A 23405-nucleotide genomic window follows, 5' to 3' on the forward strand; every position below is an offset into this window, starting at 1 on the left:
ACCGCGTGTCCGCGTCGGGACGTGGCGAGTTGATGGCTGTCGCCGGGCAGGACGCAGCATTTGGCGAAGTCGGAAGCCGCTGGCCGCTCAGCGCGGCCGCACCCAACAGCAACCAGCACTGCTGTCGCCATGACCTGCATGATTTGCAGGCTGCATACACCCACGTCAGTTTAAATCTGCTGGCTACCTCAGAGTGATCTAAGTCACTCAAATCTCACTCAGATTTACTATAACCGCCCATCCCCCAATAAAACAGACTCAGCATTCGATTTAATCGTATAAAACACCCTGGAAATTTTACTTAGTAGAATGAGTGTCAAATGGCCTCATCTGTTGCGTGTTGCGTATGCGTCGTCGGCACCCGTCCCGAAGCCATCAAATTAGCCCCGATCATCAAGCTGCTAGCGCGGACACCTTGGGCAAAACCGGTGACTGTCACCACCGGTCAGCAGAGCGACCTGTTGGACAACACGCTCTGCGGTTTTGGCATTCAGTCCGATGTGGGCATTCCATACGAAACGCCACTGGACCTCGGATCCAATCTCGCCCGGATCATCGAGCGACTTGATCAAACATTCCAACGGATTGGGCCGCAGATCGTGATCGCGCAGGGCGACACCACGACCGCGCTGGCCGCTTGCATGGCGGCGTTCTATCGGCGGATCCCGTTCGTTCATGTCGAGGCCGGGCTGCGCTCGGGCGAACTGAATTCACCATATCCCGAGGAGTATCATCGGCGAATGATCGCGATTTCGGCGGCAATTAACTGCGCACCGACCGAAAGAGCCGCCCAGAACCTGATCAACGAAAAAGTCAGCAGGGATACGATTCACGTGACCGGCAACACGGTGATCGACGCGCTGCTGCAGACGGCGCGGGCCAAGCCGCCGATCCCGGCTCAGTTTCCGAAGGGCGACAAGACCATCCTGCTGACCACGCACCGGCGCGAGAGCTTCGGCCAGCCGATGCGCGAGGCGCTTTCGGCGGTGCGGTCATTCCTCGATGCCAATCCGGACGTGTCGGTGTTCTTTCCGGTGCACCCCAATCCGACCGCGCGCGACGTCGCGCTCGATGTGCTGGGGTCGCATCCGCAAGCGGTGCTGAACCCGGCGTTGTCGTATCGCGACCTGGTCGCATCGATGCAGAAAAGCTGGGTGGTGCTGACCGACAGCGGCGGGTTGCAGGAGGAGGCGCCAGCGCTGGGCAAGCCGGTGCTGATCCTGCGCGACAGCACCGAGCGGCCGGAAATGGTCGAGGCGGGCGCGGCGCGCATCGTCGGAACGCGGCGAGCCAGCGTGATCGGCGCGCTCAGCGAACTGGCGCAGTCGAGCGCCACCTATCAGCGAATGGCGCGGCCGGCGTTTCCCTACGGCAAGGGCAACTCCGCCGGCCGGATTGTCGGGCTGCTGCCCAGCATCCTCTAGCCGATCGTTCAAGCGCCATGGGAAGTCTCACTACCAGCATTGTCGCCTTCCGCGATGTCGTCGAGATCATGCTCGTCGTCACGGCGGTCCTCGTCGCGCTGTCGAGCATCGACGATCTCGTCGTCGACCTGCTGTATTGGGGCCGGCGCCTGACTCGGCCCAATGCGTTCGATGCCACGGCGGATCTCGCAACCATGGAGGCGATCCCGCAGGCGCCGATCGCCGTGATCATCCCGGCCTGGCAGGAGCATGAGGTCATCTTCTCGATGCTGGCGGCCAACCAGGCGACGACGAAATACGACAACTATCATTTGTTCGTCGGCGCCTATCAGAACGATGCGGCAACGCTAACGGAAGTCCGCCGCGCGGAGGCGCAGTCGAATCGCGTGCATCTGGTCGTGGTGCCGCGCGACGGGCCGACCAGCAAGGCGGATTGCCTGAACGTGGTCGCTAACGGCGTGTTCGCGTTCGAGCAGGCCAAGGGGATAAAATTTGCCGGCCTCGTGCTGCACGACGCCGAGGACCTGATCCATCCTTACGAGCTGGTCTTGTTCAACTTCATGGCCCATGACAACGACTTCATTCAGTTGCCGGTGTTTTCGTTCAAGCGGCCGCTGCGTGAACTGGTCGGCGGCGTCTACATGGACGAGTTCGCGGAATCGCACCTCAAGGACATTCCGGTTCGGCGGATGATCAGTGGTCTGGTGCCCTGCGCCGGAGTTGCCGCGTTCTTCGGCCGCGATATCGCGCTGCGGACGATGGCCGACAATGCCGGCAGCCTGTTCAGGAGCGACAGCCTGACCGAGGACTATGATTTCGCCTTGCGGCTCGGCCTGCTCGGGGCGCGGGTCAACTTCGTCATCGCGCCTGCATCCTATACGATCGATATTTCGAGCAGCACAGATCTCCCCGAGATCGTCGGTCGAAAGCTGCCGATCGCAACCCGCGAGTTTTTTCCGAACAGCTTCGTGGCGGCCCAGCGTCAGCGTGCGCGTTGGCTGATGGGAATTGTTTTCCAGGGGACGCGGTCGTTCGGCTGGCGCGGGACGACGGGAATCAAGTACGCGCTCCTTCGCGACCGGAAGAGCATCCTGACCGCTCCGCTGATCATGCTGGCGTATCTGGTGCTGTTTGGCCTGGTTTCGGTGAACTTGTACTTCCGGTGGTATCTGCCTGATGAGGTGAATCGATTCCCCCTTCTGCAAGAACCGCTGGTGCAGCAATTGCTGTGGTTGAATTTCGCGTTTTTGATCTGGCGTCTGCTACACAGGTTTTATTTTACCAACCGGATTTATGGACTGCGTCACGGTTTAATGTCGATCCCGCGGCTACCGCTGGGCAATTTCCTCAACTTTTTTGCCGTTGCGCGTGCTTGCCGGCTGTATTTATCCCATAGTTTGTTGGGCACGCGGCTGGTTTGGGATAAAACCGAACATCAATATCCGACCGGATTGCACGCCTTCGATTTGGGGCCCGGAACGAAGCTGCGGGAAGCCGACAGCGCCAAATAGCGGATGCCATTACGTGACGAGACCGATCGACGCCGGGCGCGCTGAGTTCAATCACGGTCGATTAGCATCGATCATCGGGCTGGCGTGTGCGGTGTTTCTGATGGCGCCGCCGGCGGTGCAGGCGCAGCCGAAGGTGCGGACCGCGCAGGCTCAGGCGCAAGCGTCGCAACCGCTCAATCAGCATCTCGATGCCGCTCAAGCAGCGCTCGATCGAAAGTCGTTCGATGAGGCCGTTCGTGAGGCGCGGCTGGCGCTGGAAATCAAGCCGTCCTCCACGGCCGCGATCAGCATTCTGCTCAACGCGCTGATCCAGAACGGCAACGAAGCTCAGGCGTTGTCCGAGGCAGACCGGTTGATCCCGGCGTCCGAGGCCAGCGGCGTGCTGCTGAGCCAGCGCGGTTTTCTGCGGCGCAAGGCCGGCCGGCTGGAAGCGGCAGTATCAGATTTCGAGCGGGCGCGGCGAGCAGGCAACGGCAACCTCACGGATGCACAGCGTCGGACGCTGGATGAAGCGATCGCAGAGGCCAATACCGCAATCGTCGCGGGCGACATCGCAGCCGCGCAATCGGCGTTCGACGGCAATGATTTCGCCGCGGCCGAAGCCAGGGCCGCCAAGCTCCGGGAGCGGTTGCCGGAGTCCGAGCCTGTCAACCGGATCCTGGTCGAGTCGCTGCTGCGGCAAGGCCGGACAGCCGAGGCGCTGGCGGCTGCTGACCGCTTCATCGCGAGCGGCAGAGCGGGCGCGCAATTCCGCGCGGAGCGCGGCTATATTCGCCGGCGCGAGGGCGCGTTGGCGGGCGCAGCCGAGGATTTCCACATCGCTGCTCAAGACCCCGCGCTGAGCGACGAGGAGCGGCGGCGCTACGCTGCAGCGGAAGCCGAGGCGAACGATGCGCAGGATCAGGCGACGCTCAACGAGGCGACACGCGCGCTGAACGACGACCGACCGGGCGAGGCGATCGAGCGCGCACAGCGCCTGCTGGCGCGCAAACCCGATTCCGAGACCGCACGCAGCTTGCTGAGCACGGCGCTGGCGCGCCAGAACAAGATCAAGGAGGCGATCGCTGAACTCGACGCGATCCTCGCCCGCGACCCCGGCCGTGGCGACATCTACGCCCAGCGCGGCTACTACAAGCGGCGTATCCAGGACCTCGCCGGCGCGCGGGCGGATTTCATAGAGGCGCTCAACCGGCTGACCGACGCCGCGATGGTCGACAACGTCAAGAAGGCGGTGGCCGAGATCGACACCGCCACGGCGCCGGGACAGCGCACGGCCGCCGTCAGCAAGGAAGACGAGGCGCTGAAGCGGATCGCACAACTCGCCCGGCAGAAACGCTACGATGAGGCGCTGCGCGGGCTGGCCGCCATCGAGGCCGAGGTCGGACCGAAGGGGTGGATCCTGGTCCAACGCGGACTGATCTATCGCGAGCAGAACCGCTTCGCCGAGGCCGCCACGGTGTTCCGCCGCGCGCTCGCGTCGCATCTGCTGGAACCCGGCCAGATCCTCAATGTGCAGTTCTGGGAGGCCGATTGCCGCGCCGAACTGCGCAAGCGCGCCCACGACATCGAAGGCGCGCTCGCGATCTATCGCAGCTTCGTCGCGGCGCATCCGAAATACGCCGATGGCTGGTACAAGCTCGGCTATCTGCTGCTGGCCGAGAAGCGCATCAACGAGGCCGGGCCGGCGCTGCTCAACGCCATCAACATCAAGCCGACCACGTCCGGCTATCTGGACGCCGCCGGCACCTTCATCCTGACCGACGCGCCGCTGGCGTCGAAGCTGTTCCGCAACGGCCTCGACGGCGTCGCGCAGAAGAAGCCGGAAGACCCGCCGCGGACCGCGACAGAGATCGAGCAGATCAAGAACAATGTGGTGCGGGCCGACCAGAGTTTTCGCGTGACGTTGTCGACGACGGGCATCACCAACCGGCCCTATGGCGCCGGCGGCAGCGCGTTCGATTACGGCGGCGAGGCGACGGTGCGGTTCGACGGCCGCTATCTGCCGGCGATCGAGGGCGTCGAGGCCTATCTGTCGGGTTATCACGGCCAGGACCAGACCGGCTTCGCCGAGACCAACGCGCAGATCGGCGTCCGCTGGCGGCCGTTCCGCGACATCGACTTCTCGATCGGGCCTTCGCTGCTGCAGCGATTCGAGCCGGACGTGAGGACGCAACTCGCGCTGAACTGGGGCCTCGGCCTCGGCGGCGCGGCCTATCCCTATCAGGCGAAATTCGAGGGTGCGGCGACCGATCCGTATTGGGACTTCGCCATGCTCGGCACCTGGCGCACCGCCGATCACCGCTACCTGCAGGATGCCGTCGGCAATGTCGGCGTGATGTTCGGCGCGCGATCGGACAAGCTCAAAAGCGCGATTGGTCCCACGCTGTGGGGCATGGCCGCCTATGACAGCGCCGCGACCGATCCGTGGGCGTTCGGCGTCGGGCCGAGCCTGCTCGGCCGGATCTGGATCGGCGGCGACCAGTACCGCTCCTATGACGGCCTGCTGCAATTCCAGCTCGGCTACGTCACCGCGGTCGGCGACACCAAGCGCCAGCAGGGCTGGCGCGGCAAGATCATCCTTTACTTCTGATCTTCCTGATCCGGATCGAGAGCCCGACCGGATCGCTGCATGCGACCGGCGGGGCCCAATTTTCGGCGCGCCGTCGGCGCTTTTCGTCAGCCTGCCGTGCGAACTACCAACTGCCCCGGCGCGGGTTGATCTGCGAAATATCGATCGGGCTGGGCTCTCCGACCCGCTCCCGCAACGGCTTCGGCGGCGGTTCCGACTTCTGCTTCGCAGCCTTCAAGATCGCCTCGGCGAGCGGCCCCGCCGCGACCGGTGCGGTCGGCTGTTGCGGCTGGCCGTTGGGGGCAGGGGGCGCCTGGAGCGCGATCGGCTTGTCGAGCCGGCCGGGGCGAACGCGGACGCCGGCGACCGTCGATTTCTCGACGTCGAACGCGCATTCGTACGACACCCGCACCCATTCCTTTTGCGGGCTCATGAAGCGGATCGAATCGCCGCGATAGGTGACGATCGCGTCGCCGCTCGTTGAAGGGTCGGCCTGCTGGAAGATCCCGGTGAACGGCCGCGTGATCCATTCGAAATCAGCCGGGGCTTGCGCCTCGATCTTGCGCGCGCAGATCGCCGACGCCTTGTCGGTGCTGGCGCGAACGCAGGCCTCGTTGCATTTCGGCGTCTCGCGCGCGGCCTGATCGGCCTCGGCCGACGGCGCTTTGTCTGCGGGGGCCGGCGATGCAGAGGGAGCGACCTCGGGCGACGGCTGCTGCGCCAGGGCCGGGACCACGCTGAGGATGCAGCCGACCATCGCAGCTGCGGAGAACAAAGATCGCATCTCGAACACTCCTCGGGCAAATACGAAGTTTTCTCTATGCCGGTTAGTTGGTTCGCGCCACCCCGATCTTGGTTTTAACCGTCTTTAACCGGATATGACTGTCAACCGCGGTGACCATTACTGTAACTAGGCAGTACACTCGATTTAATTTTCAGTCAGAGCCGCGGAATTTTAAATATATACGCTGACATGTATAAAATTGCATAGATTCGGGAGAAAAAACGCCTACCCCGAGATTCATAATGGCACACTTTAACCATTGTTTAACCTTTAAAAACAGTTTAAAAAGCCATCGTTCCGAAGCGCCAATTCAATCGCCCCGGACACAGGCGTGATGCTTTCAACAGGGAGTGTTTTCAATGAAGCGTAACCTTCTTCTCGTCTCCGCCAGCGTTCTGGCGTTTTCCGCCACTGCGGCGATGGCCGATTCGAACACGGTGTATCTGAATCAGTACGACTCGAGCCAGGACGCCACGATCACCCAGACCGGCGACGACAACTCGGTCGGCGCCTACAACAACAACACGGGCTTCGATCAAGGGAATGGACAAAGTGGTGGTACTGGCGACAATAAGCTCGCCATCACCCAGACCGGCAACGGCAACTCGGTTGGCAAGGACAAGAAGGGCTTCCAGTCCGGCTCGACCAACTCCGCCGCCATCACTCAGCAAGGCAACAACAGCGACGTTGAGCTGCAGCAGGTCGGCACCAACAATGGCAACGTTCCCTTCGGCTCGGTCTGGACCAATTCACAGAGCACTAACGTAATCTTGCAGGACACTACGTCCAACCGGAGCAAGGTCGACCTCGGCCAGAACGGGAACGGAAATAGCTTCGATATCGGGCAGGGTGGCTCGCGTAACCGCACCACGGCGTTCCAGAGCGGAAACAATGGCCAGCTCTTCGTTCGCCAAGCGACCACGGTTACGTCGGATATTATTGCGCTGGAGTCCGCCGGGGGCGGAAGCAACAACACCATCGACGTCTCGCAAACGATGACCTCGAACAACTGGAACTATATGGCCCTCGCTCAAGGCCGTGGAAGTTTCAACTCGATCAACGCCAGCCAAACCGGAGGGAATCTTGGTCTCGACGTGAACCAGAAGGGCAACGCCAACAGGTTCACATCGGTTCAGACCGGAAGCTGGAATCTCGCGGGTCTCACTACCGGTGCGGGCCTTGACACTCCGATCGTCCAAGACGGTAGCGCGAACTCGTACAACAACAATCAGTCGGGAAGCCGCAACCTTGCAAACGGAACTCAGACGGGCAGCTTCAACTCGGTGACCAACAATCAGTCGGACACCAACAATACTCTCTACGGCACGCAACGCGGCGCTGGTAATAGGGTCGATACCTCCCAATCCCACAACGGTAACAGTCTGACTTACAACCAGGACGGTCAGAGCTCGTTTGGCGGCTGGAATTATATCTACAGCAGTCAGTACGGAGACACCGCGCGGGCTACCATCAACCAGAGCGGTAGTTTCAACGTCGCCTACAACTATCAGGGTAGCGATGCTGCGGTATTGACCGCAAACTCCACGGGCTTTGGTAACTATCTCTACAACAGTCAATCGGGTGGCGCGACAGCAACGGTCACCCAGAACGGTACGTGGAACTCCAGCACCGGCACGCAGAGCGGCGGCACGGGCAATACTGCGACGATCGATCAGTCGAATGTCGGCAACCAGTCGACCTATGTTCAGACCGGCAGCACCAACGTCCTCACTGTGACGCAGACCAACAACGCCAACCTGTCCAACGTCAATCAGAACGGCAGCGGCAACATCGCCACGATCACTCAACACTAATCGCTGATCTGGCTCGGGGGGTGAGGCGTGCGCGCCTCGCCCCTCGTCCGGGCGCGGGCGGCCGCGTAAGCGATCGCCTCTCGTCCGCGCTGCGTAGTGTGAGTTTGTCCGGGAGTGATTGCTGTGAAGCGTTCGTTATTCCTGATTTCGGCCAGCGCGCTGGCGCTGAGCGCCGCGGCGGCTTTCGCCAACTCCAATACGATTTATCTCGACCAGACCGGCGACGGCCAGACGGCGTCTGTCGACCAGTCGCACTCGGGCAATCAGATCGGCACCTTCGCCGATCGGTTTGCGCAACTCAACGGCGGCGGCAACGGCGGCAATTCGCTGACGGTGACCCAGTCCGGCGACAACAATCTGCTGGGCGTCAACAAAGCCGGCTTTCAGTCCGGCAGCGGAAACTCCGCCAACATCTCGCAGGCCGGCTCAGGCAGCAGCGTCGATCTGCAGCAAACCGGCACAGGCAACGGCGTGAAGAACATCGGCTGGACCAATGGCCCGATCTTCGACGGTATTCGCCAGGACCAAACCGCGCAGGCCAGCGCGGTCGATCTCAGCCAGAACGGCGCCAACAACGTGTTCGACATCGCCCAGGGCGGCGCCTCGAACCGCACCACCGTCAAACAGAGCGGCGCCAACGGATTCGTTTATGTCCGTCAGGGCACCTCACTCGCAGACACGAATTTCCCACCTCAGAACGGCTACGCCTCGTCCTACGGCAGCAACAGCACGGTCGACGTCAATCAGACGACCATTGCGGGCTGGACCTACGCCGCCGTGGCGCAGGGCGGCGGCAGCGGCAACATCGTCAACATCGGTCAGAACGGTTCCTATCTCGGCGCGGGCGTCAGCCAGTCCGGCTTCGACAACCGCTTTAATGCGGTCCAAAGCGGCGACAGCAACAATATCGGCCTGCAGGGCAATGCCGGCCCCGACACGCCGATCCGGCAATTCGGCGACCGCAACTCCTATCTCGCCTACCAGACCGGCTACGGCAACCGCGCCAACGGCTCCCAGACCGGCAACAGCAACGACGTCTGGACCAGCCAGACCGGAACGCGCAACGATCTGTCGGGCAGCCAGACCGGCTTCGGCAACGGCGTGACCTCGTTTCAGAGCGGAAACGGCGAAGTGCTAAGCTACTCGCAGACCTCCTATCTGATCGGCAATACCATCCGGAGCACGCAGTCGGGCGGCTCCGACCATGCCGATCTCACCCAGATCGGCAACAACAACACCATTGTCGGCGCGCAGGCCGGCGGCCTCGGCAACCTCGCCACCGTCATACAGAACGGCAATGGCAATATCGGTTTGTATACGCAGATTGGTAGCGGCAACGTTCTGACGCTGACCCAGATCGGCAACGGTAATCTCGCCAATACCAGCCAGACGGGATCGAACAACAGCATCAAGATCGTTCAGCATTAACGACGGGTCGCCGCACCTCGGTCTTGCACAAAGGTACCGAGATGCGGCCTCCCGATATCATAGGAGGCTGTCGATGGTTGCTGATCAGGCTCCGCCCGCGCTGCACTGCGAAGTCGACGCCAACGTCAACGGCGACCACGTCACCTTGCGCGGTCTCATCACCGCCGTTCGCGGCGGCGCAGGCAGCTACACGCTGATGGTCAAAAAATCCGGCGCCTCGGGTACGTCCACAATTAAACAGGCTGGCGGATTTAACACACAGGCCGATCAATCGGTGTCGGTCGGTTCGGTCGTTCTTGACTACCAAAATGGCACTCGATACACGGCAGAACTGGACGTGTCATTCGAGGGCGCCGTTTTTAAATGCGACCTCGCTCCCAGGAGTTTGAAATGATTACGTCATTTTATTACGAGACGCGGTTTCGGATGATTCGGTTCAAGGCATTTTCGATCGCGATGATGGCGCTGCTCGGCGGCGTCGAAGCCTGCCCGGCACAGAGCAGGGACCCATTCACCGATCTCTCCGGCTACCTCGTCGCACCTTCGGGACAGGTCATCCCGAGCGAGACCGTGTACTCCGGAAATTCAGCGGGACAAAACTCCGCGACCGTGACGCAGGTTGGAAGTAACAACTCCGCAGTGGTCGACGTGCAGGGCTCGCGGAATACTACGCTGCAGACCCAGACCGGGGTCAACAATGAGTCGAGTATCCTTCTGACGGGAAATCAGAACAGAGTACGAGAGACTCAGATCGGCAGTGGTAATTCAGCGGACATCACGGTGTCCGGGAACAACAACAATATTACCAATACGCAGATAGGCAGCAATCTCGGCATCGGCGTGAATCAGATCGGCAACGGCAAGTCCGTCTCGATCACCCAGATTGGAGTTGGTCGATGAAGCGTGCCGGCATCTTCGCCGTCCTGGCAACTTTGGCGAGCGCAGGAACCGCGATCGCCGGAAGTCTGGTTTACACACCGGTCAATCCGGCGTTCGGAGGCAGCCCGCTGAACGGTTCGTGGATCATGCAGCAGGCGACGGCCGGCAATCACTTCAACCGCGCTTCGACGACGACGTCGACTCAACTCACCCAGTCGCAGATCTTCGCTCAGCAACTGCAGAGCCAGCTCTACGCATCCCTCGCCAACCAGATCACGCAGGCGATCTTCGGGGTCAACGCGCAGCAGAGCGGCACATTCAGCTTCGAAGGGACGACGATCAGCTTCACGAAGGCCAATGGGCAGACCAACATTACCATCAACGACGGCACGACAATCACGCAGATCAGCTTGCCGACCGTGAACTGATCGGACGAATTGGGGAATTCGAGGGTGGGTTTGAACTTCCGATCATTCATTGGGCTCGCGGCGGCGCTTGCGTTGCTGGCCGGCTGCACACGGCCGGGCTTTCGCGAAGCGCTCGAGGAAGCGCCGGTGGTGACGCCGCCGTCGCCGACCGCGGTCAATCTCGAAATGCTGCCGCCGCCGCGGCAAAAGATCGACATCGCCATTTATCAATTCCCGGATTTGACCGGCAAGAACGAACCGAACGACAATGTCGCGGTGTTCTCGCGTGCCGTCACCCAGGGCGGCGCCGGCCTCGCGATCGACGCGCTGAAGCGCGCGGGCAACGGCAGCTGGTTCCGGGTGGTCGAGCGCAATGGTCTGAACGACCTGCTGCAGGAGCGGCAGCTGATCCGCGCCACGCGCACCGAATTCGACAAGGAGGCCGCCAAGCCGCTGCCGCCGATCCGGTTCGCGGGCCTGATCATCGAAGGCGGTATTCTCACCTTCGACGCCAACTATCTCACCGGTGGCATCGGAGCGAACTATCTCGGCATCGGCGCCGACACCAAGTTCCGCCGCGACATCGTCACGGTCGGCATGCGGGTGATCTCGGTGCAGTCCGGTGAGGTTCTGGTCAGCGTGACGACCACCAAGACGGTGTATTCGGTGGCGCTGCAGGGCAGCACCTACAAATTCGTCGCGATCGACAAGCTGCTTCAGATCGAGGCCGGCATCACCAGGAACGAACCGACCCAGCTCGCGGTGCGGCAGGCCATCGATCTTGCGGTCTATTCCACGATCATGGAAGGCGCGCAGCGCAAGCTGTGGCGCTTCGCCAATCCGACCGCACAGGCCGATCTGATCCGCAACTACCTCGAACGCGACAAGCCGCAGCCGGCTTTCATGAAGCCGGGTCTCGCGCCGGAAGAGCGTATCGAGCGCTGGCGCGCCGACCAGCCGTCCGAGTGGGATCCGCCGCACAGCTGACGATGGCCAAGTTTTTCGCGCCCAGGATGATCCTTGCCGTGGCGACCGCCGCCGCAGCACTGATCGTCGCGAACGGCGCCGGGCAGGCTCAGGAAAGGCTGTCCGACGCAGCCGCCTTGCTGGTCGTCTCGACGCGGCCGGCCGCGCCTTCGGCCTTCGACGCGGTCAGCGTGTCGGCGCCGTGGGCGGCCACCATCGAACAGGCCGCGGGCGAAAACGGCCTGCCGCCGGTCTTCCTGCGCAGGCTGCTCCATCAGGAAAGCACGATGTTCAATCTGGCGGTGAGCCGCGCCGGCGCGATGGGTATTGCCCAGTTCATGCCGCGCACCGCTGCAGCGCGCGGCCTCGACGACCCGTTCGATCCGCAAAAGGCAATCCCCGCCGCCGCGCGCTATCTCAGCGATCTGCGCCGTCAGTTCGGCAATCTTGGCCTCGCAGCCGCGGCTTACAATGCAGGATCGGGGCGGGTCAGCGCGTGGCTGAGCGGCACGTCGGAATTGCCCGCCGAGACGCGGGCCTACGTGATGCGCATTACCGGCTTCAGCGCCGAGGATTGGGCTGCGAACAAGCCGGATGCTGCCGCGCTGCGGGCCGCGCCGCCATCAGCGGCGATCCCGCAGCTCCACGCGCTGAAGGCCGAAGCGGGACCAAAACCGTCACCAAAGAAGAAGACTACGGAGGCCGAACTCTGCGCCGCCGTGAGCACCGCAGCGCGCGCTTGCATCCTTCAGACCGTCTACTGACTATGGCGGCTGGCTGCGTTTCGGAAAGGTCGTCGGCGAGCTGCTGTCGAGCCTGCGATAGGGATCGGGCTGCGGCGGAGCAGGGGTCTCGCTCGGATACTGCGCCTCGGGCTGCGACAGCACGCCTGCCTGCGCCTCGAGGCATTGGCGAAGCAGCGTCGGGTCCGTGAGCTGGGTGCAGTCGTTCACAGCCCGGGGCGAGGGCGTGAGCTGCGCCCACGCGGGCGTGTTCAGCGAAACAGCCGTCAGGATGAATGCGGTCCAGGCAATCTTGCGCATAAGCGTGAATCCGTCCGTCGTCGCGTGCGAAAGCATATCTTAATTCGCCGTCCATAGCATGTGGGAAGCACAGGTTCCCACATGGCGCTCATTCTCGTATTGATGCTATCCATCGTCGTGGCGTCGTCATGCCGCGCCGAGGATTTTGGCGGCTATTTACTGATTCGCACGGATCAGCAATTGACTGCCGAGACCGTTGTGCAGCAGTCGATGACCGGACCGAACGGTTTCAGCGTTGCGCAATCCGGACAGAACAACATGGTGGTGCTGTCACAACTCGGAAGCGCAAACCTTGCCGTCGTCAATCAGAGCGGCGCCGGACACCTCGCCATCATCAGCCAGCGCTGATCCGCGTCAGCCGCGCGCGGAATCGGATCAGCCTGCAGTCGGCGTCCAATGCAGGACTTCGTAGCCATCCACGACCTTCTCCGTGGGTTGAAAACCGGCGGTATCGCGTAACGGCTCGACGATCATGCGCGCCACCGCGACCGTGTTTGGCTCCGCGTATTTCTGCATGTGACCGGCGATATCGATGATCCGGTCGGACATCTGCTCGAGCGGCGTGTCCGGATCGAAATGCACGTAGCCGGCATTGACGCCGCAGCGCACGGCGAACTCGCGCTTCATCAGCCGGACGTTGGCGTTGAAATGCGCCAGGCCGCGGATAACGTCCTTGCCTGCGGCGACGGCCTCGTCAACGCTCGAGAAACAGGCCATCACGCCATCCGGAGTCCACGTCGACTTCAGCACGCCGTTCGACTTGAACACTTCCTCGACCAGCTTCCTGTATTCAATGAAATCATACTGGACGGCGGCTTTGTCTTCCGTTTCCTTCATGGAGGTCGAGCCGACCACGTCGATCGCGAGAAAGGCCATCTCGCGGCCCCATGCATCAAGCTTCTTTTTGGTATCGGCGAAAATTTTCAATAGTTCGGACCGGCTCGACGGCGGCGCCTCGCCAATCCGCTTGATCTGCCGATCCAGTTCGAGCGCCGCTTTCGAGTTGTCAGCGATGTGCAGATCGCGCTTCCAGGCAGCGACCTGCCGGCGAACCTGGCGGGCCATCGACGCGCGTTGCACGCGGCCGCGGATGGCTCCGACGACGACGATCGATGCGAGCAGGCCGGCAACGAGGATCCAGACGGTCTGATCCTTACCGCCGATCCGCGTCGGTATGGTTTGCCGGACGAATGGAGAAACGGTCTTCAGAATCTTGTCGCTCTGCTCCAGAACAATCCGGGTTGCCGGGTAACCTCGCGCATTCTCGACGTAGGAGAGGGGGAGCGGCGCGACGATCAGCAGGATCAGGACGAACGCGGCTAATTGGATCAGGACCAACACCGATGCCAGCGCCGACGTCAGTTTCGATTGCCCGGGCAGATTGAATTTATCCTGCATGACAGATCTTCACTCGGCTGGATGATGGCCTCCCGCAGAGTGGATCGAAAAATATACGACTGTAAATAGCCGCGCAGTGAAAACCGCGGATTTAAGAGGCCATTCGGACGCGTCCTCTCAACGATTACACTTGTCCCGGCCAGTGCGCGGGGGCGCCGCTCGGTAGGAGCCTACAATACGCCAAATACGAAACGCAGCAGCCACCGGCGGCCGCGGTCTGTCAGCACGGACCGGCCCAGCCAGTCGCGGGTCATGCGTCTGAAATGCGTATCAGACGATAATCAGCTGACGCAGCCCGGTCGCCCGATCAACGGGCGCCGTTCGATTGCGTGTCCGATACCAAGCCTCAGGACGAGGCGAGTGCGGTCTCGACTTGCGCGCTGGTGCTCTGTGACGCCCGGCCAGCGCTTCGACGCACCACCAGCCCGAGCCCGAAGAACAACAGCGCCATCACCTGAGCCTCAGGAGATCCGCTGAGAATGAAAAAGGCAATCCATCCGGCTGCGATTACAATCGCGTCGCCGATCAGATTAGTACGTTTGTCCATCGACATTCGATTTTCGACAATCGCGCAGAACGTATGGTTGGCGCGCGCGGCCTGGTCTTGTGTCGGTGAGTACATGACGCCTCCTTTTGTTGCGCGCAGGATGGCGGGCAGTGCTCATCGAAACCTTAAGTCACGGGGGGGACCTACAAAGGCGGGTAACCAACCACTGAGACGAAGGTGAAAATGCAAGACACCAACAGAACCAATCGGTAACCGTCGCGGCGCCATGCGATGCCGACGGCTCGTGACGAGATCGGCGGAGCCGATTGCGTGGGAAGATCAGTGATTGCGGTTTCGGAGGATGTGCCCGGAGCCGACGTGTCGGCTAGCGACTTCGGGGGTTGAATTCACCGATGCACCAGGACCGTTGACCACTGCGTTCGACTTGATATCAGAGCCCGGTCCCGAAAAGTGGAATGCCTGTTTTCGGGAAAGATCAAACTCCAACATCAAGCTCGAACCGGATGACAATTCGAAGATAAATCATCCTTCTCTAACGACGCTTCTTGCGCACATTCGAAGGCTTGGCGCGGATCAAGAAATCATCAATCGATTTTCCGGACTTTAGTTCGTCAATCAGCCAAAGCGGCTGCTTGCCGCGGCCCGCCCAGGTCAAGGAAGGATCCTTCAAGCTCCGATATTTCGGATAAACCTTGGGGTAGGGCCGTCGTGCCGGCTTCGGACCTGATTCGTCATCGGACTGTTGATTTGCGCCGCTGGTCACTCCGAGCCGCAGCCGAGACAGGTGACCATCCAGTTTCCGCTGCTCGGATTGGATTTTGTTGCACAGCACCTGGCTGATCCGTTCGTGAATCTCCCAGAGCTCATCAACCGTCATTGCGTCTGGGTCGATATCCTTCACGGCTCCCTCCAATCGGCTCGGGATTAAATCCGCTGACCGATTTCTGTTCATGACATTTGAACGCTGCCCGGCGCCGCGGTTGCTACCAGATTTTTCGGAATCGCTATCGATCCTGTGACCTTCCAACTGAATCGCGATCGACCTTTTCGATTCACTCTTTTTTCCTGGATTTTTCACGAGCTTTTACGGTCTATTTGTCCAATTCAAGATTGACGCACCTTTTTCAATCTGAATTCCCCAGAATTCTCGGGTTGTAAATGGGCAGATGCGCATGAAAATCAATAAGCAAGATTCGCAATTCATGGGCATTAATTGCGCTAAAAGTACGGAATTTGTACAGTAGCAAGACTTGGTAGCGTCCGTCTATGTTTCTAAGTTTGAAAGCCGTCGTTCTTGAAAGTTTTGGCTTTTGAACGCCTTGGCGAAGGTTGCACCGACGTCGGCGCGGGTGACCGGCTCATGCCGAGCGGAATCAGCGGTGAACGATCGTGTCCGCTGCTTCCCAAATCGGGCGGCGCTGGTCCCGAGGCGCAAGCATGGGGCCGTGACGAATGCCCCGCCATTTCCCAGGTCGAGCCCTTGCCGCCCATATCGAATTCATTGTGGGCTGGCTTACAGGATGCCGACGAAGGGCTCGATGTCCAACTTACAGCCAGCCAGGAGCTCCGGAGGGACGCGATCCACCGCCACCGTGCCGGCATTGAGCTTCATCTTAACGTCGGCCAACTTGCGCGAAGGCGCCGCCCGCCGATCGACGCCTTGCAACGGTGTCCATGAGGAGATCGATATGAGAGCACCGATGCAGCGGACTGCGGCTCCCAACGAGGTCTTAGATCCTGCTGGAGGTGTCCAAGATTCGAAAACGTCAACAATCTCAAGACGCTAGATAATTCCATAATATACCTTATGCGAATCCTGGATTGTCGCCCGGCCAGGCCATCGGATCTGGACCGCTGCAGCGAGAAGCCTGAAGCCTGACAATCAGGTCGCGTCTTCGCTCCCATCTTGCGCATCAGAGGACTCAGCGGACCTTCACCGTGATCTCGCTGACCCTGTTACGGGCTGGTCGACTCTGGCGAGAAAGCAGCTATTCGCGCAACGCCGAGGCGCGCCGCCGCTCGGCACGAACAGGACGCCAACTCCTTGTTGACGGGCCGCGGCGAGCGCATGGAGCCAGGAAACTGCGAGCGAGATGATCATGACTTGCCTCCTGCGACCGGACCTCGGTCCGCTGGAGGCAAGCAGCGCAGACCTTCAGGTCCGCGCGCGGCTCGCTACAATCATGGTGGCATCGACTGGCACTTCACCGCACCCGATGCAGAACGGCTTCGTCGAGAGCTTCAAACGAACCTTCGCGCGAAGGATCTCAACATCCGCTGTTTTCTGAAGCTTGAAGACGCCCGGACAAAATTGGAAAACCGGCGCCGATACGACAACGACGAACGCCTACATGGCGCAATCGGGCAAAGATCGCGTGTGCCGGGCTTGAGGCTAATCAAGTGTCGCAGCCGGTTGCAGCCTATGATAGCTTACACCCGATAGATTTAGCCTGTGGACGGGCTGGACGGAGACGCGCTTCAACGCATGCGGCTGTTTCGGACCATACTCGCGCTGATGATCGCGATCTCGCTCGCGGCGCTTCCGGTCGGGTCATCGGCCATGGCGGCGACGGGCGGGGCCATGTCGGGAATGGCCGCCCACGACATAACGAGCTATCACGACGTAACGGGCCATGGTTCGGGCATGTCGGCGGTGGCAGAACCCTGCCATCAGGCCGAGCTCGCACCCAACGCCAGTCCCGCGCCTGCTCCGAAGCATGACTACAAGTGCCCGCTTGGTTTCTGCTGTGTGGGGAGCGCAGCTGCGCTCGGACCGACCGTCGTCGTCCCGTTCAAGCTGATGTCCTTCAAGGAAGGCCCTTTGCCTGCGGTGACGGATCGCTTCGTCCCTTCCCACGCCGGCAGTCGCCTGTTCCGGCCTCCCCGCGCCTGATCTCTCCCAACCCTGAACGCGGACCATTGGTTGGCCCGCATTTGGATGTCGCACGCCACGCGGCCGCGGCTCGAGATCAGACACGTTTGGAGACCATCATGATTGCGAATTTTGCCAGCGCTGCGGCTGTTGCCGTGGCGATCTGCCTGTCCATGTCCGCCGCAGAGGCGGCTGCGACCGACTACGCGTTCGAGGCGGTCAAGCCGGAAATGAAGAAAGGCGACGACGTGACGGTCGCCGTGCGCCTGACCAACAAGGCCACCGGCAAACCGGTGGCCGACGCCGTCATCTTCCGGACTCGCGTCGATATGGCGCCGGACAACATGGCGGATATGGAATCCGCGGTGACGCCGCTGCCTGCGCCGGAGCCCGGCGTCTACGCCTTCAAGACCGATCTGCCGATGGCCGGGCGCTATCTGATCACGCTCTCCGCCAAGATCCAGGGCGAGGCGGAGACGGTGACCGGCAAGGTCATCGTCAAGGCGGTCAAGTAGGCCGGAGGGCGCCGCCCGCCGCGGGGCGCCCTTTCCTTCCGGATTTCAATTCAGCGCGCCCTCGGGGCGCTTGACGGTGCATGCCATGGTTTTGCTGCGTCCATTCACATTGCTCGCCCTCGTCGGGCTGGGGCTCTCTTCGTCGGTGGTGTCGACCGCGCAAGCTGTCGATCGACCGCCGTTGTACTACCGCGATCCGACCGGCGCGCCGCAATGGTCAGCGACGCCAAAGAAGGATGCCAGCGGCCGCGACTATGTGCCGGTTTACGACGAGGACGACACGTCGTCTCAGTCGCCCAAGCCGAAAGCCGCTGCGGCCGATCCGACGCGGAAGATTCTCTATTACCGCAATCCGATGGGCCTGCCGGACACCTCCCCGGTCCCGAAGAAGGACCCGATGGGGATGAACCACATCCCCGTCTATGAGGGCGACGACACCGACGACGGTACGATCAAGCTCTCGCCCGGCAAGATCCAGCGCGCCGGCGTCAAATCAGAGTTGGTCCAGCGCCGGCCGGTGCTGGTCTCGGTGAAAGCGCCGGGTGTCATCCAGCTCGACGAGCGCCGCGTCTCGGTGATCGCGATGCGCAGCGAGAGCTTCGTGCGCAAAGTCGAAGACGTGACCACAGGGACGCGCGTCAAGGCCGGCCAGCCGCTGATGGAGATCTACAGCGCCGCAATTGCCGCGGCAGCGGCCGATTATCTGTCCACCATCGCGTCCAAAACGACCGCCGGCAATGAAACCTTCGGCCGCGGCTCGCGGCAACGCCTGATCAATCTGAACGTGCCCGAAGCGGCGATCGCCGCGCTGGAGCAAACCAGGATCGCGCCGGTCACCGTGCAATGGACGGCGCCCCGCGACGGCGTCGTGCTCGAACGCAGCGCGATCGAAGGGATGCGCGCCAATGTCGGCGACGTGTTGTTTCGGATCGCTGATGTGTCGGCGGTGTGGGCGGTGGTCGACGTCGCCGAGCGCGACCTCGGCAGCATCGCGGTCGGACAAGCGGTGAGGATCCGCGCGCGCGCTTTCGCCAACCGCATCTTCGCCGGAGCGGTCAAGGTGATCTACCCGCAGGTCAGCCGGGAGACCCGGGCGGTGCGCGTCCGGATCGAACTCGATAATCCGGATCTCGCCCTGCTTCCCGACATGTATGTCGATGCCGAGATCGACATCGCCGATCCGGGCCCGGTGCTCACCGTTCCGAACTCCACAATTCTGGACACCGGCACCCGTCAGGTCGTGCTCGTCGACAAGGGGGACGGACGCTTCGAACCGAGGGCCGTCAAGCTCGGCCGCCGCGGCGATGGCATGACCGAGATCACGGAAGGTTTGCAGGATGGCGAGGCCGTCGTAACCTCCGCTAACTTCCTGATCGACGCCGAGAGCAATCTCAGGGCCGCGCTGAGTGGATTCGCAGAGGCGGCTAAATCCGCTGCAACGGACGGCCGCTCCGATGCAGGAGCGCGGCCATGATCGCCCGCGTCATCGCGTGGTCCGCGCACAATCTGCTGCTGGTGCTGTTCGGCGCCGGATTCGCCGCAGCGGCGGGCCTCTACGCCCTGCTCCATCTCCCGCTCGACGCGATCCCCGACCTCTCCGACACCCAGGTCGTGATCTACACCGAGTATCCCGGCCAGGCGCCGCAGGTGATCGAGGATCAGGTCACCTATCCCTTGACCACGGCGATGCTGACGGTGCCGAAGTCGAAAGTGGTGCGCGGCTTCTCGTTCTTCGGCGCGTCGTTCGTTTACGTGATCTTCGAGGACGGTACCGACATCTATTGGGCGCGTTCGCGCGTGCTCGAGTTCCTCAACGGCGCCGCGGCGCGATTGCCGGCCGGCGTCGCTCCGACGATCGGTCCGGACGCCACCGGCGTCGGCTGGGTGTATCAGTACGCCGTCGTTTCCAAGGAGCTGAATCTCGCCGATACCCGCAGCCTTCAGGACTGGACCCTTCGCTTCGCGCTCGCCAAGGCCGAGGGCGTCGCCGAAGTTGCGAGCATCGGCGGCTTCGTCAAGCAGTACAACGTCGTGCTCGACCCGCAGCGGATGCGCGATCGCGGCATCACCATGCAGCGGATGCGCGAGACGATCCGCTCCAGCAACGCCGACGTCGGCGGCCGCACTGTCGAACTGTCCGAATTCGAGTATGTCATTCGCGGCAAGGGCTATCTGAAGGACATCAACGATCTCGGCAATATCGTGCTGAAGACCAGCAACGGCACGCCGGTGCTGCTGCGCGACGTTGCACGAGTCGAACTCGGCCCCGATGAGCGGCGCGGCATCGCCGAGCTGAACGGCGAAGGCGAGGTTGCGAGCGGCATCGTGCTGCAGCGCTTCGGCGTCAATGCGCTCGACGTCATCGAGAACGTCAAGAAGCGCTTCAAGGAGATCGCGAGCAGCCTGCCGAAATCGGTGGAGATCGTTCCGGTCTACGATCGCTCCAACCTGATCTACGCCGCGGTCGAGACCTTGAAGACCACGCTGTTCGAGGAGAGCCTCGTGGTGGCGGCGGTGTGCATCGTGTTCCTGTTGCACGTGCGCAGCGCGCTCGTCGCCATCCTGATGCTGCCGGTCGGCGTGTTGATGGCGTTCGGAGCGATGAAGCTGATCGGCCTCGGCTCCAACATCATGAGCCTCGGCGGCATCGCGATTGCGATCGGCGCCATGGTCGATGCTGCGATCGTGATGATCGAGAACGCCCACAAGCATCTCGAGCGCGCCGAGCCGGGCCGCTCGCGCGTGAGCGTGCTGATCGAGGCCGCGTCCGAAGTCGGACCCGCGCTGTTCTTCAGCCTGCTGATCATCACCGTGTCGTTCATGCCGATCTTCACGCTGGAATCGCAGGAGGGCCGGCTGTTCAGCCCGCTCGCCTTCACCAAGACCTTCGCGATGGCCGCCGCCGCGCTGCTGTCGGTCACGCTGGTGCCGGCGCTGATGGTGATCTTCGTCCGCGGGCGGATCGTCCCTGAGCACAAGAACATCATCAATCGCGCGCTGATCTTCGTCTATCGTCCGGTGATCAGCGGCGTGCTCCGCGCCAAGGTCGCGGTGATCCTCCTCGCGCTCGTTGTGCTCGGCGTATCGATCTGGCCGGCGCGGCAGCTCGGCACCGAATTCATGCCGGCGCTCGACGAGGGCACGCTGCTGTACATGCCGACCACCCTGCCCGGCATCTCGATCACCAAGGCGGGCGAGCTGCTTCAGATGCAGAACCGCATCATCCGCGGCTTCCCGGAGGTCGCATCGGTCTACGGCAAGGCCGGCCGGGCTGCGACTGCGACCGACCCGGCGCCGATCGAGATGTTCGAGACGGTGATCAATCTGAAGCCGAAGGAGCAATGGCGCAGCGGCCTCACCACCGATGGTCTGATCGCCGAACTCGACAAGGCGCTGCAATTCCCCGGCGTGTCCAACGCCTGGACCATGCCCATCAAGGCCCGCATCGACATGCTCTCGACCGGCATCCGGACGCCGGTCGGGGTCAAGGTGATGGGCACCGATCTGGTCGAGATCGACAAGCTCGCCAAGCAGATCGAACGGGTGCTGAAAGCCGTGCCGGGGACGTCATCGGCCTATGCCGAACGCGCGATCGGCGGCTATTACTTGGAGATCACCCCGGACCGCGCAGCGCTGGCGCGCTACGGTCTGTTGATCCAGGACATGCAGGACGCCATCGCCATCGCACTCGGCGGTCAGACGGTCACCACGACAGTCGAGGGCCGCCAGCGCTTCAGCGTCAACATGCGCTATCCGCGCGAGCTACGCGACAATCCGAAGGCGATCGCCAGCGACGTTCTGGTGCCGCTGCCGGGCGGCGGGGCGGTGCCGCTCGGCGAGGTCGCGACGGTGACGCCGACACGCGGACCGACCTCGATCCGCACCGAGAACGGCCAGCTTGCGACCTACATCTATGTCGACATCCGCGACCGCGACCTCGGCGGCTACGTCGCCGACGCAAAGCAGGCGGTTCAGGCCAACATCGCGTTTCCGCAAGGGTCATACGTCGTCTGGAGCGGCCAATACGAGTACCTCGAGCGCGCCGCGGCGCGGCTCAAGGTCGTCGTGCCGGTGACGCTGATGATCATCTTCCTGCTGCTCTACCTGAATTTCAGGTCGCTGACGGAAACGCTGATCGTGATGCTGTCGCTGCCGTTCGCGTTGGTCGGCGGGCTTTGGATGATGTGGGCGCTCGGCTTCAACCTGTCGGTCGCGGTCGCCGTCGGCTTCATCGCACTCGCCGGCGTGGCGGCCGAGACCGGCGTTGTGATGCTGATCTATCTCGATCACGCACTCGACGCGATGAAAGCGAAGCGGACCGCGGAAGGCCGGCCGCTGTCGCTGAGCGATCTGCACGCAGCGATCATGGAGGGCGCCGTCGACCGCGTTCGTCCGAAGATGATGACGGTGGTCGCGATCATGGCCGGCCTGCTGCCGATCCTGTGGAGCACCGGCGCCGGCTCCGAGATCATGCAGCGCATCGCCGTGCCGATGATCGGCGGCATGGTCTCGTCCACCTTGCTGACGCTGATCGTCATCCCCGCGATTTACGGCCTGATCAAGGGATTCCGGCTGCCGAAGCAAGGCAACGCAGCGGCGTGAGGAGCGCCGTGCGACTTTGGGGGGCGTCCAGCGACCATTCATGCCCGAGGCAGGCGCGGTGTCGAGCTAACCTGGCTGGAGAGCAATTGGACGATCCGGCGCCGCTGAGCGGCGCCGGTGGGTGTTGCGCGGCGTTGCGGAACCGCCGGGGCGGCGTCTCAGTTCTTGGCGGCAGCCTCGCCCGGCTCGCCCTTGGGACCCGCGGGACCCGCGGGACCGGCCGGTCCCGCATCGCCTCTCAGTCCTGCAGGACCGGCAGGACCAACAGGACCAGCAGGTCCTGCCGGACCGGCCTCACCCTTGGGTCCGGCGGGGCCAGTCGGACCAGCCGGGCCTGCGGAGCCGGCAACCCCCGCTGGTCCTGCCGCGCCCGGTTCACCCTTCGGCCCGCGCGGTCCGCAATTGGCGATCAGTCGATCGGTCAAGGTCTCGGCGCCGGATTTGAGGTCGATCTTGCAGGTCTCCGGCAAATACGACAGGGCGAACCGGAACCGTCGCGAGGACGAACTCTTGACCTTGTCACCGGTGCCGACGACTTCGACTTCCTGGTTGGGTTTGGTGGTCTTGCCGATGATCAGCAGCCGGCCGCTCTCGATCGACAGACTGTCGAGCTCGAGCGCCATCGCGGTCCCCGAGGTCATCATCAGAATCGCGGTCCCAACGAGAATGGATCGTCTTGCCATAA

21 protein-coding genes are annotated in these 23405 nt (G+C 62.5%); 15 read left to right on the forward strand and 6 right to left on the reverse strand.

Annotated features, from left to right (window positions below):
* Positions 1-320 precede the first annotated feature (320 nt).
* Genes wecB through BMY71_RS11940 form a run of 3 tightly spaced genes read left to right on the forward strand, consistent with a single transcriptional unit; the run spans position 321 to position 5525 of the window.
* Positions 321-1424 (forward strand): non-hydrolyzing UDP-N-acetylglucosamine 2-epimerase, encoded by a 1104-nt coding sequence (wecB, locus tag BMY71_RS11930; protein ID WP_092683940.1) that lies wholly within the window; start codon positions 321-323, stop codon positions 1422-1424.
* A gap of 17 nt (positions 1425-1441) precedes the next feature.
* Positions 1442-2935: a glycosyl transferase family protein gene (locus tag BMY71_RS11935; RefSeq protein WP_092683942.1), complete on the forward strand. Its 1494-nt coding sequence runs from the start codon at positions 1442-1444 to the stop codon at positions 2933-2935.
* 13 nt (positions 2936-2948) lie between these two features.
* Positions 2949-5525, forward strand: a complete 2577-nt coding sequence (locus BMY71_RS11940; protein WP_139202632.1) for a tetratricopeptide repeat protein — start codon at positions 2949-2951, stop codon at positions 5523-5525.
* Positions 5526-5628: 103 nt separating this feature from the next.
* On the opposite strand, the gene BMY71_RS11945 is transcribed toward BMY71_RS11940, so the two are convergent.
* The gene (locus BMY71_RS11945; RefSeq protein WP_092684201.1) at positions 5629-6288 is read right to left on the reverse strand and encodes a hypothetical protein; all 660 of its coding nucleotides are present in this window, start codon (positions 6286-6288) and stop codon (positions 5629-5631) included.
* A gap of 359 nt (positions 6289-6647) precedes the next feature.
* Between BMY71_RS11945 and BMY71_RS11950 the strand changes: the two genes are divergently transcribed.
* The 7 genes from BMY71_RS11950 (at position 6648) to BMY71_RS25440 (ending at position 12546) form a co-directional block, all read left to right on the forward strand.
* Positions 6648-8102 carry a beta strand repeat-containing protein gene (locus BMY71_RS11950; protein WP_092683946.1) on the forward strand — a complete coding sequence of 485 codons (1455 nt, stop codon included), beginning with the start codon at positions 6648-6650 and terminating at the stop codon, positions 8100-8102.
* Between the two features lie 123 nt (positions 8103-8225).
* Entirely contained in the window at positions 8226-9530 is a 1305-nt protein-coding gene (locus BMY71_RS11955; RefSeq protein WP_175557659.1) for a curlin, read from the forward strand.
* A gap of 73 nt (positions 9531-9603) precedes the next feature.
* Positions 9604-9924, forward strand: coding sequence for a curli-like amyloid fiber formation chaperone CsgH (gene csgH, locus BMY71_RS11960; protein ID WP_011503135.1), 321 nt, complete (start codon positions 9604-9606; stop codon positions 9922-9924).
* Complete coding sequence (locus BMY71_RS11965; RefSeq protein WP_244526040.1) at positions 9921-10430, forward strand: curlin subunit CsgB; 510 nt, start codon at positions 9921-9923, stop codon at positions 10428-10430. The genes csgH and BMY71_RS11965 overlap by 4 nt, the downstream gene beginning before the upstream one ends.
* A complete protein-coding gene (locus BMY71_RS11970) occupies positions 10427-10837 on the forward strand; it encodes a curli production assembly/transport component CsgF (RefSeq protein ID WP_092683950.1) in 411 nt (136 codons plus the stop codon). The genes BMY71_RS11965 and BMY71_RS11970 overlap by 4 nt, the downstream gene beginning before the upstream one ends.
* A 24-nt stretch (positions 10838-10861) precedes the next feature.
* Positions 10862-11803 (forward strand): CsgG/HfaB family protein, encoded by a 942-nt coding sequence (locus BMY71_RS11975; protein ID WP_011503138.1) that lies wholly within the window; start codon positions 10862-10864, stop codon positions 11801-11803.
* 2 nt (positions 11804-11805) lie between these two features.
* Positions 11806-12546 carry a lytic transglycosylase domain-containing protein gene (locus tag BMY71_RS25440; RefSeq protein WP_011503139.1) on the forward strand — a complete coding sequence of 247 codons (741 nt, stop codon included), beginning with the start codon at positions 11806-11808 and terminating at the stop codon, positions 12544-12546.
* On the opposite strand, the gene BMY71_RS11985 is transcribed toward BMY71_RS25440, so the two are convergent.
* Complete coding sequence (locus BMY71_RS11985) at positions 12547-12825, reverse strand: hypothetical protein (RefSeq protein ID WP_139202633.1); 279 nt, start codon at positions 12823-12825, stop codon at positions 12547-12549.
* Between the two features lie 81 nt (positions 12826-12906).
* On the opposite strand from BMY71_RS11985, the gene BMY71_RS11990 reads away from it, so the two are divergent.
* On the forward strand, positions 12907-13173 hold the full coding sequence (locus BMY71_RS11990; protein ID WP_092683952.1) for a curlin repeat-containing protein: 267 nt from the start codon (positions 12907-12909) through the stop codon (positions 13171-13173).
* A gap of 27 nt (positions 13174-13200) precedes the next feature.
* Here BMY71_RS11990 and BMY71_RS11995 read toward each other — a convergent pair whose 3' ends face one another.
* The 3 genes from BMY71_RS11995 to BMY71_RS12005 form a co-directional block, all read right to left on the reverse strand.
* Positions 13201-14163 (reverse strand): adenylate/guanylate cyclase domain-containing protein, encoded by a 963-nt coding sequence (locus tag BMY71_RS11995; protein ID WP_139202634.1) that lies wholly within the window; start codon positions 14161-14163, stop codon positions 13201-13203.
* Positions 14164-14569: 406 nt separating this feature from the next.
* Positions 14570-14770: a hypothetical protein gene (locus tag BMY71_RS12000; RefSeq protein WP_139202635.1), complete on the reverse strand. Its 201-nt coding sequence runs from the start codon at positions 14768-14770 to the stop codon at positions 14570-14572.
* Positions 14771-15263: 493 nt separating this feature from the next.
* Positions 15264-15632, reverse strand: a complete 369-nt coding sequence (locus tag BMY71_RS12005) for an H-NS histone family protein (protein ID WP_175557660.1) — start codon at positions 15630-15632, stop codon at positions 15264-15266.
* A 1551-nt stretch (positions 15633-17183) separates the two neighbouring features.
* Between BMY71_RS12005 and BMY71_RS12010 the strand changes: the two genes are divergently transcribed.
* The 4 genes from BMY71_RS12010 to BMY71_RS12025 all read left to right on the forward strand — a co-directional run bounded on the left by BMY71_RS12010 (position 17184) and on the right by BMY71_RS12025 (position 22720).
* Positions 17184-17624: a hypothetical protein gene (locus BMY71_RS12010; RefSeq protein ID WP_244526041.1), complete on the forward strand. Its 441-nt coding sequence runs from the start codon at positions 17184-17186 to the stop codon at positions 17622-17624.
* Between the two features lie 98 nt (positions 17625-17722).
* Positions 17723-18118: a FixH family protein gene (locus BMY71_RS12015; protein ID WP_011503145.1), complete on the forward strand. Its 396-nt coding sequence runs from the start codon at positions 17723-17725 to the stop codon at positions 18116-18118.
* An 85-nt stretch (positions 18119-18203) separates the two neighbouring features.
* Entirely contained in the window at positions 18204-19592 is a 1389-nt protein-coding gene (locus BMY71_RS12020; RefSeq protein ID WP_092684207.1) for an efflux RND transporter periplasmic adaptor subunit, read from the forward strand.
* Positions 19589-22720 carry an efflux RND transporter permease subunit gene (locus BMY71_RS12025; protein ID WP_092683957.1) on the forward strand — a complete coding sequence of 1044 codons (3132 nt, stop codon included), beginning with the start codon at positions 19589-19591 and terminating at the stop codon, positions 22718-22720. The genes BMY71_RS12020 and BMY71_RS12025 overlap by 4 nt, the downstream gene beginning before the upstream one ends.
* Before the next feature lie 158 nt (positions 22721-22878).
* On the opposite strand, the gene BMY71_RS12030 is transcribed toward BMY71_RS12025, so the two are convergent.
* A complete protein-coding gene (locus BMY71_RS12030) occupies positions 22879-23403 on the reverse strand; it encodes a collagen-like protein (protein ID WP_092684209.1) in 525 nt (174 codons plus the stop codon).
* Positions 23404-23405 lie beyond the last annotated feature (2 nt).

This window comes from Rhodopseudomonas pseudopalustris, assembly GCF_900110435.1.
Taxonomy (GTDB): domain Bacteria; phylum Pseudomonadota; class Alphaproteobacteria; order Rhizobiales; family Xanthobacteraceae; genus Rhodopseudomonas; species Rhodopseudomonas pseudopalustris.